The organism is Martelella sp. FLE1502, assembly GCF_053484255.1.
Genome location: NZ_JBAKFQ010000045.1, coordinates 1 through 14,474, shown reverse-complemented (window position 1 = coordinate 14,474; position 14,474 = coordinate 1). Strand labels below are relative to the sequence as shown.

Here is a 14,474-nt window from a genome sequence, read left to right as displayed (position 1 = left end):
ATAATGCTCCATCTTACTCAAGAGTTGGAGCCTCCGGCAAACCCGGTGCGGTTCACCTCGCCAAGCTCTTCCATAAGCAGTTGACGCGCCCGATTTACCCTGCTTTTCACAGTTCCGATCGCGCAGTCGCAAATCTCCGCAGCGTCGATGTAGCTTTCGCCGAGCACCATCACCAGGACGAACATTTCGCGGTAATGCGGCGGAATGCGCGCCAGCGCATCCAGCAGTTCCTGCCCCCTGACCGACCAGTCCTGCGTGGCGTCATTGTGCGGCAGGCTGGCGACGCAATCTTCCTCCCCTGGCGCCTCACGGTTTCTCACCTTGATCTGGGTGTAGAAGGTGTTGCGCATGATCGTGAACAGCCAGGACTTCAACCTTGTCCCCGGCTTGAACTTGTCGAGGTTGGCAATACCCTTCAGCATCGTCTCCTGAACCAGGTCATCGGCGTCGTTGGGATTGCGGCAGAAGGTTCGGGCGAACGCCCTTAGCGCCGGGATGAGGTCCACAATTTCCTGACGTTGCCGGCTCCTCAGTCTCACTTCTTGCTGGTTCATCATGGGCTCCGTCTGAACTTAGACCCTCTGAACGTAACGAAGCCGACGGGGCGGCGGTTCCTCTCTTTTTGTCCAAACCGATGATATTCGCGCGTTCGGCTGCTGACATACCATATGGCCTGCCGCATGGCCTGCGATGTCCCGGAGCAGGAGCTGGATGTTTCGTTGGGAACAGCGCCGACCGGCCCTGCAAGCGGGTTTATCCTTGAGTATGTTGCGAAAACGCCGAGAAGCGTCGCGTGCCGGAGCGACTGTCTTTGCTGGCCGGCCGCAAGAATTTCCGGAGCGCCGGGCAATGTTCACCCGCCGCGCCGGAACAAGCAATCTACAGCATCGGGCGATGTCGTGGTCCGGAACCGGTTATGCCTGGCACGAAGCTGCGGGCGTGCCCGGAATGACCGCTGAAAAGCCCGGCTTCGAGCGCGGCGGCGATGAAGGCCTCTCTCGACATCTCCAGCCATCCAGGCTGGGCAACGGCGCGCTCGCAGCAGTTCACGGCCGCATGGTAGTGCCGCCCGCGCCGGTGCGGCCAGTTTTCCGCGAGCAGGTTGCGGGCCTGGGAGGGCCCTTTGACGGCAAGCGGACCGTCTTCGCCGAAGCCAAGATATACCGGCGCGACCCACCTTGCGAAATGTCCCATCGTGGTCTCCTCCTTCATTTGTCTTCAGCCGGGCCTTCGGAGGGCCGGTCTCTATCGTCACGTCTTGTTTTCATGGCGTCGGAAAGATCGCGCTTGCGGGGATGATCGAGATTTTCCCGCATGGCATCGCGGTCCTTGCCGGGGTCGTCCTTGGCGGGCTTGTACGCGCTCGGCCGGCTTTCTTCGGGTCCTTCCCAGCGCGGGCGCTCGTCGCTCGTGCCCGGAGCGGCGCCGGATGGTTTATCGGTCATGGTGTGTCCTCGTGTTTCTCCAACCAGCGCCAAACCAGTTCGGGCGGGTTTTGTTCCGGTCTCTTTTGCGGGAACAAGCATTGGACGCGCGGGTTGGGCGTCCATGAAGGCACAGACCGGAAAGACACAGGCACCCACGGAAATGTGAACGGGCCTCACATGCGACCGGAGCACCCAAGCGCTGACGGAAATATGGCCAGCCAAGCGGTCTTATGGCCGATGTTCCCGGCTATTCCAGGGTTCCGCCGGCCGGAAAACGAAGGGACAAACCCGCGCGTGCAGATTTGCTTCTGCCAACCGATCGTGCGAAACAGTTTAAATCCACCGGTGCTCCAGAAGCGTAGTGTCATATGACAACCAAGAACATGCCCGCGAAAAGCAAGGCGATAAGATGACGAAAGACAATGACAAGGATCTCGTCTCGGCGGACCGTTCCGACGCGTTTCTGGATAGCAAGACCTCTGAGCTCCTCTCCCAGATCAAGCAGGAGCCGATACCCGACCGGTTGCTCGAGCTTGCCATGAAGCTGCAGCAGGCGCTGAATGAACGGGAAGAAAAACCCTCATAGGGGTCTTTTACCGGTAATCTCGGACCAACGCCGTGCAAGCCGCGCGGCGTTTTTTTGTGCCTGGAACTCTTGTTTCAAACTTGAAGGGCGCCAGAGGGGCGAGACCGGCGCATGTTTCAGCCGCGAACAAAAAGCCGTTTCAGACGTTTGGTCACACGATCGAGTGAAACAGTTCGAGAGGACATCCCCATGGCCGACAGTCGCAACAATCAGCAGGAAGACCCTCTGCATTCACCGGTGGGCGGAGAAGCCGATGTGGAAAGCCTCGCCGAGGACATCACCTCGCGCCAGATCACCGCGCAAACTTATGGCGGCGACCCCGTTGAGGACCGCCTCAAGCGCCTGAAGGATATCATAACGGAACTGGAAAGCCGAACAGAGGCCAGCGAACGCGGACAGGATCTCGAGCCGCTGCTTCAGGAAGCCCGTTCATCGCTTGAGATCGTCGAGAAACAGGCGGAGAAGGGAGAGCGCTGACGGATCGAGGCGCTCTGAGCAGCGCTCTGCCGCATTGGCGGCGATTGGAGCGCCCTTCACCGGTACCGGCTTTCAGTTCTGCCGTGTGGGCAATGCCGTCGACCGGTGCCCACCGCGACATGCGGCCGGGCCGCGGTCTGGCCCGGCCACAGTCTTCGTCTCACTCCACCGGCTCAAGCACGGCGCAGGCAATACGGTCGCCCGCGTCGCCCGAGGGCTGCGTGCTGTAGTCGTCGGGACCGGCGTGAATGATCACCGCCGAGCCATCATCATCGAGGATGCGCTGATTACCGGTCCGCCCGAGCGTGAAGCCGCGGACGAAAACATCGGCCTTGGCGATGCCGTCGGATCCCACATGCAGGTTCGGCATGTCGCCCGGATGAGGACCATTCTGGCTCATGATACCGTGATCCAGCCCGCGCGCGAGATGACCTCCAGCGCTCTTGAAGCCGTTTTCGCCATCGCACTGTCCGACTTCATGCACGTGAAAGCCATGCTCGCCTTCCGGCAGACCTTCCGCATCGATCTCGACGAGCACGACCCCGGAGGCGGTCTCCAGCATGGTCACCGTTCCGCTGATGTTGTCTCCGGCAAGACTGCCCTGAACGCGGTCTCCATCCGCGGCCACTGCGAGGTTGGAAGCCAGCGCCGCCACTGCGACGGTCAGGGTAAATATCTTCGTTCTCATGAAACAATCTCCTCTTTGTTGCGGGCCTCGGCCCGGTCCGCACCCAACAGCGAGGGAGGGAAATTGTTCGCAAACCCGTCGCCGGAATTCCGCTGGAACATTCCGCGCGGCCTGCAGTTGGGCGGGCTCCATGGAGAAAACGCCAAGGAGAAAACGATGCGAATTTCAGAAATCATGACACGCGACGTCGCCCTTGCGAAACCCGACGACATCATTGTCGAAATCGCCAGGCGGATGACGAATGAAGATATCGGTTTCCTCCCGGTCGGCGAAAACGACCGGCTGGTGGGCATGGTGACGGACCGCGACATCGTCACGCGCGGCGTTGCCACCGGCCTCGACGGGCGCAGCAAGGTGAGCGAGGTGATGAGCACCGACGTCAAATATTGCCGCGACACGGACGAGGTGGATGACGTTCTCGCCAATATGGGCGATATCCAGGTGCGCCGCCTCGTCGTGCTGGACGACAACAAGCGCATGTGCGGTATCGTCTCGCTCGCGGATGCCGCCCGCGGCAGCATCAGCCATACCGGACGCAGCCTGAAGGGCGTCGTGCGCGACGGCGGCAGCCATAACCAGTCCGCCGCGTGAAGGCGATTTCAGACATTGGGCCGGAAGAAACCGATGCGGGGTCATCGTTTCCTTGAATTACCCGGCCCTTTGACCATGTTGCTCGCGCCCGATGTCTGCGGTGCGCGAGCGCAGAGCAGACGTTAATAGCGATGAAGCGGGAAGCAGGGTTTGACCGCTGGCGCGCAAAAAAAGGAAAATCTGCCACCGGCTCTACCATGGGCGGATTATGCCCTTGACTGCGGCTTGCAGCCTCCGGTCCCGCCAGATCAATCGCACTTTCATAGTAGCGCCGGAATTCCTCGCACCCGTCGGGGCCGCGCGAGCCAAGCCGCGCGCCGAAATCCATCCCCGTGGGTAGCCGCCGACAAAGGCTTCGGGCAGCACCACCAGCCTCGCCCCTTCACTGGCGGCCTCGCCCACGAGATCAGCCACCTTATCAATTATGCGGCGCGTACCGAACAATACCCGCGCAGCCGGGATGACGGCGGCCTTGAAAGGCTCGGACAAGGGAAACGATCCTTTCTAGCGTTCAGACGACAGCTCTGGTGCCGGGCGTGGGTTTTGCGACCAGGCCGGAAAGCAGGATAAGCCCCTCCTCCAACACATCCCGGCAAGGCGCAACGCCGAGCGAAATCCGCACCGCCTCTGCCGGGTGGGCGACGGTTGCGAAGGCCGGGGCCGGCACGATCGATATCCCCGCCCGGCCGGCATGCTCGGCGAAATCCGATGCCCGCCAGGGCGCCGGCAGCCGGAGCCAGAGATGATGGCCGTGCGGGTCGGCGGCATAATCAAGCTTTCCAAGGATCGCGGAGGCAAGCTGCTGGCGCGCAATGTTCTCCGCGCGGATCGATCTGGCGATTTCGTCCAGCGCGCCGGTGACGATCCAGCGGTTTGCGAGCGCCGACATCAGCGGCGGCGCCATCAGCATGGCTGCACGCATCACGCTTGCAAGACGGCGCGCGGCCTGTGCCGAGGGCGCGGCGACAAACGCCACGCGCAGCGCCGGCGTGGCGCATTTCGAAAGGGTCGCGATGTGCCAGGTAATATCGGGCGCCAGCGTAGACAGCGATGCCGCCGTCTCGGGCAGCAGGGCGGCATAGGGATCATCCTCGATGATGACGACACCATGCAGGCGTGCGATTTCGACCAACGCTCGACGGCGCGCTTCCGGCAGCGTCGCCGTGGTCGGATTGTCGATGCTCGGAATAACGTAGAGAAGCCTGACCGCGCGGTCGCGACAGGCCTTTGCGAAGGCGTCGGGAAGGATGCCCTCTCCGTCCATGGCAAGCGGCTCGACCGCGAGCCCTTTCTGGATGGCAACAGCCTTCACGCCCGGATAGGTCATCGCGCCGGCGGCGATCACGTCATTGCTGTCAAGCAGCAAGTCGCAGATCGCGTGGAGCGCGCACTGAGCACCGGCGCCGACGACGAGACGATCCGGCGTCACGCTGCCGAGCCTCCTCGCACCGAGCCAGCGCGCCGCAGCCGCCCTGTCCGCGATCGAGCCCGTGCTTTCCTGATAGTGAAGATGCAGCAATCCGGCCGGGCCGGCCAGAATATCAGCAAGGTCGTGGGGTATGAGCCGGCGGAAGTTCACGTCCGAAGGCTGCGGCGGAATGTTCATGCTGAGATCGACACGGGGCTGTTCGCCGGCCTCAGGCGCGTGCGAAATGAAAGTGCCGCGGCCGGCCTCAGCCGTCACCAGCCCGCGTCGGCGCGCCTCGTTGAAGGCGCGGGTCACCGTCGTCAGGTCAACCCCCAGCTTTTCCGCAATGGCGCGCTGAGCCGGCAGGCGCTCGCCGCGCGCGACATGACCCAAGCGGATATCCGCCTCAAGCGCGTCGACAATGCCGAGATATTTCAATCTCGCGCCATCGAGTAGTCGCGGCATCCACATCGCCAACCCCTACTTTATCCATACAGTTCTTATATTTTGTATGGCCAGAAGAGTAAAGCGGAGGCAATCAACACTCAAGCATGAGATAAAAAAACATTATATATCAATCTATTGATCGCAAGTGCGACCTATTGCCACGACCGTGAACGGGAGCCTCTTCGTTGAACTCAACCTCAAAAAAGGCTACATATCCGAAATTGTATGGCTCCAAAAATCGCGAACGCCAACGGTGCTCGCCCGGTCTATTTGGTCTACCCGCTTGAGGGCAAGCGATTTCCGGAAGGGCCAGAGATAAGGACAAGGAAATGACGAACGGAAACAGCGAATGGCCCCGGCTCGAACCATGGCGGGTCGGCATACGCGGAAAATGCCCGCGCTGCGGCGAAGGAAGGCTGTTTTCAAGCTTTCTGAAGCTTGCGCCGAAATGCAATGTCTGCGGGCTCGATTACGATTTCGCTGATCCGGCGGACGGCCCCGCCTTTTTCGTGATCTGCTTCGGCTGCATTCCCTCGGTGTTGTTCGCCGTCTGGGCGGAAGTGACATACCAGCCGTCGTTCTGGTTCCACATCTTCGTGTCGATGCCCGTGGTGTTCCTGTCCTGCATTCCTATGCTGAGGCCGCTCAAGGGCTGGCTGGTCGCCAGCCAGTTTCACCACAAGGCCGAGGAAGGCAAGCTTGTCGACAAAAGCAATTAATGAATTAAATGCAATAAAGTATTGATATTGCTATCTCATGCACCTTTTGGCGGAAGCGACTGGAGAGCGGCCAGGCCCGTACATGATCGAGGCCAAATATTTGCAAAGGTCTATGCGGGCTAGGGCCCACGCCCATCGCTGATTGTCAGCAGGCCGAACAGCGGGCGGGTCGATCTTCTATGGAAGCGCAACACCGATAACGGTTCCGTTGGCGTTCACGCCTTTGACGGAACCGTGCGGCTCGGATCAACGGAATGCGCCGGGATAGCGGCGACGGGCCTCGGCGTTCAACTCGTGGTAGTCGTTGTAGAGCTTGCCAACACCGCGCGCAAAACGGACCAGCGGATTGGGCTGATGGGCAAGTTCATTCTTGCGGGTGGTCTTCATTTTCCGAATCCTCGTCTAAGCTTTGATAGCCTTAAGATAGCGAGTTGTTTTCCGCAGGGTATGGGGTTCGGCGCAAGCCAGCATTGCGCTGAGGTGTTGGCTCGCCGCATCGACGTTGTCGCCTTCAGCAATACGGATCAGCGAGAGATCATCTCCGCGATCTTCACGGCATAGCGGTCGGTCATGCCGGAGACGTAGTCGGCGAGCGCGTGGAGCGCGCTGTAGGGATCGCGGGCGTGGCGCAGGTCCATGCCCAGCGCGCGCTGCAACTGCCTGGGATAGCCATCGAGCCGGTCAGCCTGCCAGCCGGCGGCGGCGGCGAGTGCTTCGGCCACCGGCAGGATGCCGTCGAGAATGCGATGGACGAGGTTGCGGCCCATGACCTCAAGCTCGGTCTTGCGCGGCGAGGTGAAGATGCGCTCATTCGCCAAACTCTCGATCGCGGCGAAGTTCTCCGCCTGCGCCGAGGCACTGACGAGCGCGCCGGCAAACCTGCCGCCCATGATCGCATCGTAGTTCTCGGCAAACGCGCCGCTGCACGCCTCGAAGGCCTTGCCGATCGCAACCGCCCTCAAGACCGCGATCTTCTCGGCCGGCGTGTCGCCACGATCATCCTTCGGCGAAAAGCCCGCAATCTCGGAAAGAAGCGGCGCGACGTCACCATAACCGAGATCGCCGGTGGTGAAGGCGTCCTCGAGATCGAGGATGTTGTAGCAGATATCATCGGCCGCCTCGACCAGCAGAACCAGCGGATGACGCCGCCACCAGGTGGCCGAGGCATCGCCCGCGATCAGACCGGTCCGGTCGGCGACGGTCTCAAGCTCGGCCCGTTCGCTTTCGAAGACGCCGAACTTCTTCAGCCCACCGTCGCGAACGGCGATCGACTTGCGCACCCGCGCCGTCACCGGATATTTGATGAACGCGCCGAGCGTGCCATGCGTCAGCCGCATGCCGCCTGGCCGGTTCATTTCCAGCCGGGTGAGTATGCGGAAGCCCTGCGCATTGCCTTCGAATGCCTCGAATTCCTCGGCAAAGCAGGCGTCGCGGTCGGCAAACAGCCCCTCGCCCCGGTCGAAGCGCTCGGCAAACCACGCGCCGATCGCCGCCTCGCCGGAATGGCCGAAGGGCGGGTTGCCGATGTCGTGGGCAAGGCAGGCTGCATGCACGAGGCCGGCGACGATCGCCTGACCGCCTTTGGCAATCTTGCCCTCCTCCTCAAGCCAGTAGCCAACCTCCAGCCCGAGCGAGCGACCGACGCTTGCGGTCTCCACGCTGTGGATCAGCCGATGATGGATGTGGTCGTGGTCGTAGAGCGGGTGAACCTGGGTCTTGTTGGCGAGCCTGCGGAACGGCGCGGAGAACGTGATCCGGTCGGCGTCCTGGTCAAAGGCCGGACGGCGGGGCGAGGCTTTGCGGTCGGGACGGTAGAGCGGTTCCAGGTCGAGCAGCCGCGACCATTCCATTTCAGCCATTTCGGTATCCCCCGGCAGCGTGTTCCTGCCCTTTATGCAAAAGCCGCTATTCGGCAGCCCCTATTCAGCAGCCTTGTCCTGCGCAGACTTGTCTTCCAGACGCTGCCCGGCGGCATCCTCCGCTTCGCCGTCATGTTCCATCTCATAGGCATAGCCTTCAAGCATCACATAGGCCTGCTCGATCGCCTCGATCTGGGCTTCGGCGTTGCGGATCGCCTCGGCGATCGATTCGCTGCGCGCCCGCAGCATGGAGCCCAGCACATCGGAATTGCCCTTGTCGCTCTTGCGCCGGGCAAGCCGTGCAAGGTGCTTGCGCACCCGCGCGCGGTGGCGCTCAAGCTCCAGAATGTGGAAGCGGCTCTTCAGAATGTCGTCGGAAAGCTTGCGCCGCATCGCCGCGACCGGATCGAAACTGCCCGGCTCGCGCTCGTCGAGGATCATCTCGTTGACCAGCGGCTCGAGCAGCAGCACGCCCTTGAGGTCCTTGGCGTCGGCCAGTTCGGGATCATAGCCGGTGTCGTCGTAGACCTTGCGGCGCACCGGGTCCTTCAAAAGGTCATAGGAGGCCTGAAGGCGGGCGAACCGTTCGCCGTCGCCGCCGCTGTCGGGATGCGCCTCCTTGGCAAGCCGCCGGTAGGCAGCGCGCACGGTCTCGCTATCGCAATCGCGATCTATGCCCAGCACTTCATAGGGGTCGATCAAACCGTCACCCGTTTCATCCCGTTCAACAACGCCTCATGGACTAGCGCGCCAGCACCCGCTGTTCAAGGCGAAAGACGGTTGAAAAGCGCGCAAATCTCGCGCCTCGCGCTCAATCCGGACGGTTTTCCCGTAAGGGCACTTTGTGGCCGCAAATTTGACATTCGGGCGTCCAAATTCTACACATCAGCCGTGTCGTTGACGAACGCTGTCTTCGGCAAGCCTCCTCTATTGCTTATCTGGAGGCCCGAGCGACGCCGCCTGAGGCTTCGCATGCCCGCCCCCATGCGGGACCACCGTCCGCACGCAACCCTCGCGTTTTATCGCGTGCAAGCGCTGGCACAAAGCGCTGGACAAACCGATGTCCGCCGGAGAAGGAACAAGTATGAGCGTCAAACTGACCGCTAAAAACGTGTCGAAACTGTTCAATGACGACGATGGCGAAGGCGCGCGACGCCTCGCTGCTGGCGAAAGCAAGGAAGATATCTTCAAGGCAACCGGCGTCACGGTCGGGATCGACAACGTCAGTTTCGACGTCAATGAAGGTGAAATCTTCGTGATCATGGGGCTGTCCGGCTCCGGAAAATCGACGATCGTTCGCACGCTCAACGGCCTGATCCCGCCGACCTCCGGCCAGATCATCATCGACAATGTCGACGTCGCCTCCTGCGACAAGGAAACTTTGCGTGATGTGCGCCGCAAGAAAATCACCATGGTTTTCCAGCACTTCGCGCTGTTTCCTCATAAAACGATCATAGATAACGTCGCCTTCGGACTGAAGCTCAAGGGCATGGGCAAGGAAGAGCGTCACAAGGCCGCACGCGAATCTCTCGCCAAGGTCGGGCTCGAGGCCTATGCCAACAGCTATCCGAGCCAGCTTTCCGGCGGCATGCAGCAGCGCGTGGGCCTTGCCCGCGGCCTTGCCAATGATCCCGAGATCCTGCTGATGGACGAACCGTTCGGCGCGCTCGACCCGCTGATCCGGCGCGAAATGCAGGACGAGTTGGTGGTTCTTCAAAAAGAATTGAAGAAGACCATCGTCTTCATCACCCATGACCTCAACGAAGCCATGATCCTCGGCGACCGGATCGCGATCATGAAGGACGGCGCGTTTGTCCAGGTCGGCACGGCTCAGGAGATCGTCTCCGAGCCCGCCGATGATTATGTCCGCGCCTTCGTCTCCGATATCGACCGCAGCCGTGTCTTCAAGGTCTCCGACATTTCCCGCGATGCCGCATGGGTGAAGGTCGATTCGACCACGGCCGACGCGCTTGCGGTGATGGACAAGGCCAAGTCCGACCTCGCCTATGTCGTTGAAAAGGGCGTGCCGGTCGGCCTTCTGATGCGCTCCGACGCGATGGAAGCCCAGCGCACGGCCCCTGTTCGCGACGTGATGTATGCCGAGCCGCCGACCGTTTCGGAAGAGTCCTACCTGAACGAGGTCTATGGCGCGGCGCAGGCCGGCGTGCCCATGGCCGTGACCGATGACGACGGCAAGCTTGTCGGCGTCGTCGATCAGGAAGCGATCTTCGAGCAGCTCGCCGCCGATACGGAGGAGCCCCCTCCCCAACTCGCTGAAGAAGAAGCCAAGAAGCAGGCCGGCCAGCCGGCCAGCGAATAAGTCGAGAGGGAGCTAGACCATGTTCGATCCATCACAGTATTTCACCATTCCCTTCGACGCCTGGGTAAACGATTTCGTCCGCGGCTTTCTGGTGCCGAATTTCCGGCCGTTCTTCCGCGCGCTTCAGGTGCCGGTCAACCAGGTGCTGATGGCACTTGACGGGTTCCTGGCCTTCATTCCGATGCTGGTGCTGACGGCAGTGTTCGCGCTGCTCGCCTGGCGCATCGTCGGTAAGACCATGGCGATCGTGACGATCGTCGGCTTCCTGTTCGTCGATCTCATCGGCCTGTGGCCGGAAACGATGACCACGCTCGCCATGATCCTGACATCGGTGTTCTTCTGCACCATTATCGGCGTGCCGGTCGGCATTCTCGTCGCCCGCAGCGATACGATGTGGAAGATCGTACGGCCGATCCTCGACGTGATGCAGACGGTTCCAAGCTTCGTCTATCTCGTTCCGATCGTTATGCTGTTCGGCGTCGGCATGGCGCCGGGCATCATCGCCACCATCATCTTCGCGCTGCCGCCGATCATCCGCATGACCAATCTCGGCATCCGCAATGTGCGCACCGATCTGATCGAGGCATCGGAGGCTTTCGGCGCCACCTATTCACAGACGCTGTTCGAAGTTCAGCTCCCGCTTGCCATGAGAACCATCATGGCGGGGTTGAATCAGACGCTCATGTTGGCCATGTCAATGGTTGTCATCGCAGCGCTTATCGGCGCGGGCGGCCTTGGACAGGTCGTCAACACTGGCCTCGGCCGGCTTGATGTCGGCGGCGCGACCGCCGGCGGCGTCGGGATTGTGGTTCTTGCCATCGTGCTCGACCGCATCACCCAGGGCCTTGTCGAGCCATCGGACCCCAACCGGATGACGTTCCGTCAGGCGTTGGGTACGCTTTTCAGCGGTCAGAAAAAGGCCGCCGAATAAAACGAAGGCGTCCATCCGGACGTTTTCTGAAAGGGATCTCCAATCCCGTCGCCAAGGCGGTTGCCTGCAACAGGGCAAGCGCCGCAACACGAAGAAACGGAGAAACGCTCATGAACAATCTCACCAAACTGACCGCCGCCCTCATGCTTGGCGCCGCCAGCATCGTCCCGGCCACTGCCGCCTTCGCGCAGGAGCCCGGCGATGGCAAGACCATCAAGATGGCGCAGGCCGACTGGGACACCGGCTGGTTCCAGGCCGAAATCTACAAGCAGATGTTCGAGGATCTCGGCTACAGCGTAACCGGCCCGATGACGCTCGGCGCTTCGGCCTTCTATCAGGCCGTGTCGCAGGGCGATGTCGACCTCTGGGTCAATGGCTGGTTCCCGCTGCACGAAACCTACAAGCCGACCTTCGAAGGCAAGGCCAAGGTTGACGGCGCGGTCGCCAAGGGCGGCGCTCTGCAGGGCTACCTCGTCGACAAGGCCGCGATCGAAGAGTTCGACATCAAGACGCTTGACGACTTCAAGCGCGACGAAGTCAAGGAAGCCTTCGACCGCAATGGCGACGGCAAGGCCGATCTGGTCGCCTGCCCGCCCGGCTGGGGCTGCGAGCTGACGATTTCGAAGCACATGGAAGAGTTCGACCTGGGTGACGACATCAACCCGATCAAGGCCGGCTACTCCGCTTCGATGGCCGATGCGATCGCCGCCTACCAGAACGGCGAGCACATCCTGTTCTACACCTGGACCCCGAACTGGACTGTTGACCAGCTTTCGCCGGGCAAGGACGTGATGTGGATTGAAGTGCCGCAGAAGGAAGGCGTCGAGCTGCCGGCTCCGGCCAAGGGTCTCGACACCTGCGTCGCCGATCCGTGCTACATGGGCTTTGTCGCCAACGACATCGTTCCGGTCGTCAACGACGAATTCATCGCCGACAACCCGGCTGTCGATGCGCTCCTGAAGGAAGTATCGATCCCGCTGGAAGACATCTTCGCCCAGAACTCGAAGATGAACAATGGCGATGACGACGTTCAGGCCCAGGCCACCGAGTGGATCAAGAACAACCAGGACATGGTTGACGGTTGGCTCGAAAAGGCCCGTGAAGCCGCTGGCTGATCGGTCTTGATTGACTGAAATTAGGAGCCCCGGTCTTTCGGCCGGGGCTCTTTTTTATGCGTGATGCTCAGGAAGCGTCGAGGCTGATGCCCTTGGTCTCGATGCGGAAGAAGAAGGTCACCAGAGCGCCGACAAGCGAGGTCGCCACAAGGGCGTAGAGCAGCGCCGTCGTGCCGATATCGGCGAGAAGGATCGGGAACAGGAAAGCCGTGAGGCAGGCCCCGATCTTGGCGAAGGAGGCCGCGAACCCCGCCCCCGTTCCCCTGATCTGCGTCGGGAACACCTCGCCGGCGATCAGATAGGTCTGGGCGTTGGGGCCGAGATTGGTCATGAAATTGAACAGCATGAAGCCGGTGAAGATCAGTGCGGTCTGGGTCGCCCCGCTATAGGCCCCTGCCTGTGCGGCGATGAACAGGCCTGCGGCGCACCCAACGAATCCGAAGACCTGCAACCTGATCCGCCCGATCCGGTCGGCGAGCAGGACGGCGGCGACAATGCCGACCAGCAGAAGCACGTCCAGAAGCGCCGTGCCTTTGGCGGCGATCAAGTCGTTATGCACGAGATCGGCGATGTTCTGGGCATGCTGGCGTTGGTGGCCCACGGTGGCGGCTAGGATCGTCGGGGTGAAGATGCCGATGCCATAGGTGCCGAGATCCTGGAGGAACCAGGGCACGGAGGCCAGGATCAGCGCCCTGCGGTTCCGGTTCTGGAACAGGCCGCGATAGCCGGTCGCATGCGGCTTGTCCTCGCGCTTTTCCCGGCGGCCATTGATGGAGATCGTCTTCGGATAGAGCGGCTTGCGACGCAGCAGCTTCTGCAGCTCCGTCTCGGCGGCCCGCTCCCGGCCGCTGACGGCCAGCCAGTGCGGGCTTTCGGGAATGAAGAACCGGCCGATAAAGACCGCAAGCGCCGGAATGATCGCACAGCCATACATCCAGCGCCATGCGCCAACCGACGGGTCGAGCGTGAGGATGATATAGCCAAGCACCGTGCCGAACAGCGCGCCGACGGCCTGAAATCCGAACGCAGAAAGCACAAGTCCACCGCGCGTGCGCGATGGCGTGCTTTCGGAGATCACGAGATGAGCGGTGGGGTAATCGCAGCCGAGCGCGAGCCCCATGCCGAACAGGCAGACAATGAGCCATGGGAAGTTCGGGGTGAACACGATCATCGCCAGAAAGGCGATGAAAAGCCCGATCTCGAAGATGAACACCCGCTTGCGCCCGAAGCGATCCGAGAGGCTGCCGAGCGCGCTCGCGCCGATCAGAATGCCGAACAGCGAGGCCGAGCCAACCATACCGTGCTGGGCGGCATTGAGACCGAATTCCTTTGCAATCAGTGGCATGGCGACCCCGGTCATGAAAACCACAAGCCCTTCGAAGAACTTGCCAGCGACCGAAAGGCTCCAGATCCGCCACTGCATCGCCGTCATCTGCGGCGCCGGTGCAGCCGTGCCATCCGCCCAATACGGGTGTTCGTCGATATAGTGCTGGACGCTGTGGCCGTCCGCCGTCGTCCGCATTTCCTTGTCTACCACGTTCATCACAATCCCTTCCCTGCCGGACGCAATCCCCTGCGACAACAGTCGTAATGACGCCGGTTGAGACTTTGATGACAATACCCGAAATACGGGCCCTGGATTGGAGGGATGATGTGACGTGAGGACGAATTGAACAGGAAAAGAGGCCCGACATTGACGCCGGTTCTCCTGACTGCTGAAAAAGTAAAGGCCTTCGACCATCATTTGTCGCCGCCCCTTCGTTCTTGAGTCATGCTCGGACTTGATCCGAGCATCCAGGCGGCTTAAGTCTCTGAATTTTCAAAGACTTATAACAAGACTTTGCCGGGCGGCCTGGATCCTCGGGTCAAGTGTAAAGCCCGGAGACATCCCTTACAGGTGTTCGGA

The 14,474-nt window shown here is 61.4% G+C and carries 17 protein-coding genes; 7 read left to right on the top strand and 10 right to left on the bottom strand.

Annotation, left to right across the window (positions count from 1 at the left end):
* Nucleotides 1-17 precede the first annotated feature (17 nt).
* The 3 genes from V6767_RS22405 to V6767_RS22395 all read right to left on the bottom strand — a co-directional run bounded on the left by V6767_RS22405 (nucleotide 18) and on the right by V6767_RS22395 (nucleotide 1,445).
* Nucleotides 18-554: a sigma-70 family RNA polymerase sigma factor gene (locus tag V6767_RS22405; protein WP_448475467.1), complete on the bottom strand. Its 537-nt coding sequence runs from the start codon at nucleotides 552-554 to the stop codon at nucleotides 18-20.
* Nucleotides 555-879: 325 nt separating this feature from the next.
* Complete coding sequence (locus V6767_RS22400) at nucleotides 880-1,194, bottom strand: DUF982 domain-containing protein (RefSeq protein WP_448475466.1); 315 nt, start codon at nucleotides 1,192-1,194, stop codon at nucleotides 880-882.
* Nucleotides 1,195-1,208: 14 nt separating this feature from the next.
* On the bottom strand, nucleotides 1,209-1,445 hold the full coding sequence (locus V6767_RS22395; protein ID WP_448432771.1) for a hypothetical protein: 237 nt from the start codon (nucleotides 1,443-1,445) through the stop codon (nucleotides 1,209-1,211).
* 391 nt (nucleotides 1,446-1,836) lie between these two features.
* Here V6767_RS22395 and V6767_RS22390 point away from each other — a divergent pair, with 391 nt between their 5' ends.
* Together V6767_RS22390 and V6767_RS22385 are read left to right on the top strand one after the other, a co-directional pair.
* Nucleotides 1,837-2,013: a hypothetical protein gene (locus V6767_RS22390; protein ID WP_448475465.1), complete on the top strand. Its 177-nt coding sequence runs from the start codon at nucleotides 1,837-1,839 to the stop codon at nucleotides 2,011-2,013.
* 189 nt (nucleotides 2,014-2,202) lie between these two features.
* The gene (locus tag V6767_RS22385; protein ID WP_448432769.1) at nucleotides 2,203-2,490 is read left to right on the top strand and encodes a hypothetical protein; all 288 of its coding nucleotides are present in this window, start codon (nucleotides 2,203-2,205) and stop codon (nucleotides 2,488-2,490) included.
* Between the two features lie 160 nt (nucleotides 2,491-2,650).
* On the opposite strand, the gene V6767_RS22380 is transcribed toward V6767_RS22385, so the two are convergent.
* Nucleotides 2,651-3,178 (bottom strand): superoxide dismutase family protein, encoded by a 528-nt coding sequence (locus V6767_RS22380; RefSeq protein WP_448475464.1) that lies wholly within the window; start codon nucleotides 3,176-3,178, stop codon nucleotides 2,651-2,653.
* Between the two features lie 156 nt (nucleotides 3,179-3,334).
* Between V6767_RS22380 and V6767_RS22375 the strand changes: the two genes are divergently transcribed.
* Entirely contained in the window at nucleotides 3,335-3,769 is a 435-nt protein-coding gene (locus V6767_RS22375) for a CBS domain-containing protein (RefSeq protein ID WP_448475463.1), read from the top strand.
* 192 nt (nucleotides 3,770-3,961) lie between these two features.
* Here V6767_RS22375 and V6767_RS22370 read toward each other — a convergent pair whose 3' ends face one another.
* On the bottom strand, nucleotides 3,962-4,258 hold the full coding sequence (locus V6767_RS22370) for a nitrilase-related carbon-nitrogen hydrolase (protein ID WP_448475462.1): 297 nt from the start codon (nucleotides 4,256-4,258) through the stop codon (nucleotides 3,962-3,964).
* Nucleotides 4,259-4,280: 22 nt separating this feature from the next.
* Nucleotides 4,281-5,642: an aminotransferase-like domain-containing protein gene (locus V6767_RS22365; RefSeq protein WP_448475461.1), complete on the bottom strand. Its 1,362-nt coding sequence runs from the start codon at nucleotides 5,640-5,642 to the stop codon at nucleotides 4,281-4,283.
* Between the two features lie 311 nt (nucleotides 5,643-5,953).
* Here V6767_RS22365 and V6767_RS22360 point away from each other — a divergent pair, with 311 nt between their 5' ends.
* A complete protein-coding gene (locus V6767_RS22360) occupies nucleotides 5,954-6,343 on the top strand; it encodes a DUF983 domain-containing protein (protein WP_448475460.1) in 390 nt (129 codons plus the stop codon).
* Between the two features lie 246 nt (nucleotides 6,344-6,589).
* Here the strand turns inward: V6767_RS22360 and V6767_RS22355 are convergent, their stop codons facing one another.
* From V6767_RS22355 to V6767_RS22345, 3 genes are all read right to left on the bottom strand, one after another.
* The gene (locus V6767_RS22355; protein WP_448475459.1) at nucleotides 6,590-6,730 is read right to left on the bottom strand and encodes a hypothetical protein; all 141 of its coding nucleotides are present in this window, start codon (nucleotides 6,728-6,730) and stop codon (nucleotides 6,590-6,592) included.
* 137 nt (nucleotides 6,731-6,867) lie between these two features.
* Complete coding sequence (gene dgt / locus V6767_RS22350) at nucleotides 6,868-8,202, bottom strand: dGTP triphosphohydrolase (protein WP_448475458.1); 1,335 nt, start codon at nucleotides 8,200-8,202, stop codon at nucleotides 6,868-6,870.
* Between the two features lie 60 nt (nucleotides 8,203-8,262).
* On the bottom strand, nucleotides 8,263-8,904 hold the full coding sequence (locus V6767_RS22345; protein WP_448475457.1) for a J domain-containing protein: 642 nt from the start codon (nucleotides 8,902-8,904) through the stop codon (nucleotides 8,263-8,265).
* 382 nt (nucleotides 8,905-9,286) lie between these two features.
* Here V6767_RS22345 and V6767_RS22340 point away from each other — a divergent pair, with 382 nt between their 5' ends.
* From V6767_RS22340 to proX, 3 genes are all read left to right on the top strand, one after another.
* A complete protein-coding gene (locus tag V6767_RS22340; protein WP_448467930.1) occupies nucleotides 9,287-10,522 on the top strand; it encodes a quaternary amine ABC transporter ATP-binding protein in 1,236 nt (411 codons plus the stop codon).
* Nucleotides 10,523-10,541: 19 nt separating this feature from the next.
* Entirely contained in the window at nucleotides 10,542-11,453 is a 912-nt protein-coding gene (locus V6767_RS22335; protein ID WP_448429285.1) for an ABC transporter permease, read from the top strand.
* A 110-nt stretch (nucleotides 11,454-11,563) separates the two neighbouring features.
* Nucleotides 11,564-12,568: a glycine betaine/L-proline ABC transporter substrate-binding protein ProX gene (proX, locus tag V6767_RS22330; protein ID WP_448429287.1), complete on the top strand. Its 1,005-nt coding sequence runs from the start codon at nucleotides 11,564-11,566 to the stop codon at nucleotides 12,566-12,568.
* Between the two features lie 67 nt (nucleotides 12,569-12,635).
* Here the strand turns inward: proX and V6767_RS22325 are convergent, their stop codons facing one another.
* Entirely contained in the window at nucleotides 12,636-14,111 is a 1,476-nt protein-coding gene (locus V6767_RS22325; RefSeq protein WP_448475456.1) for an MFS transporter, read from the bottom strand.
* Between the last annotated feature and the right edge of the window lie 363 nt (nucleotides 14,112-14,474).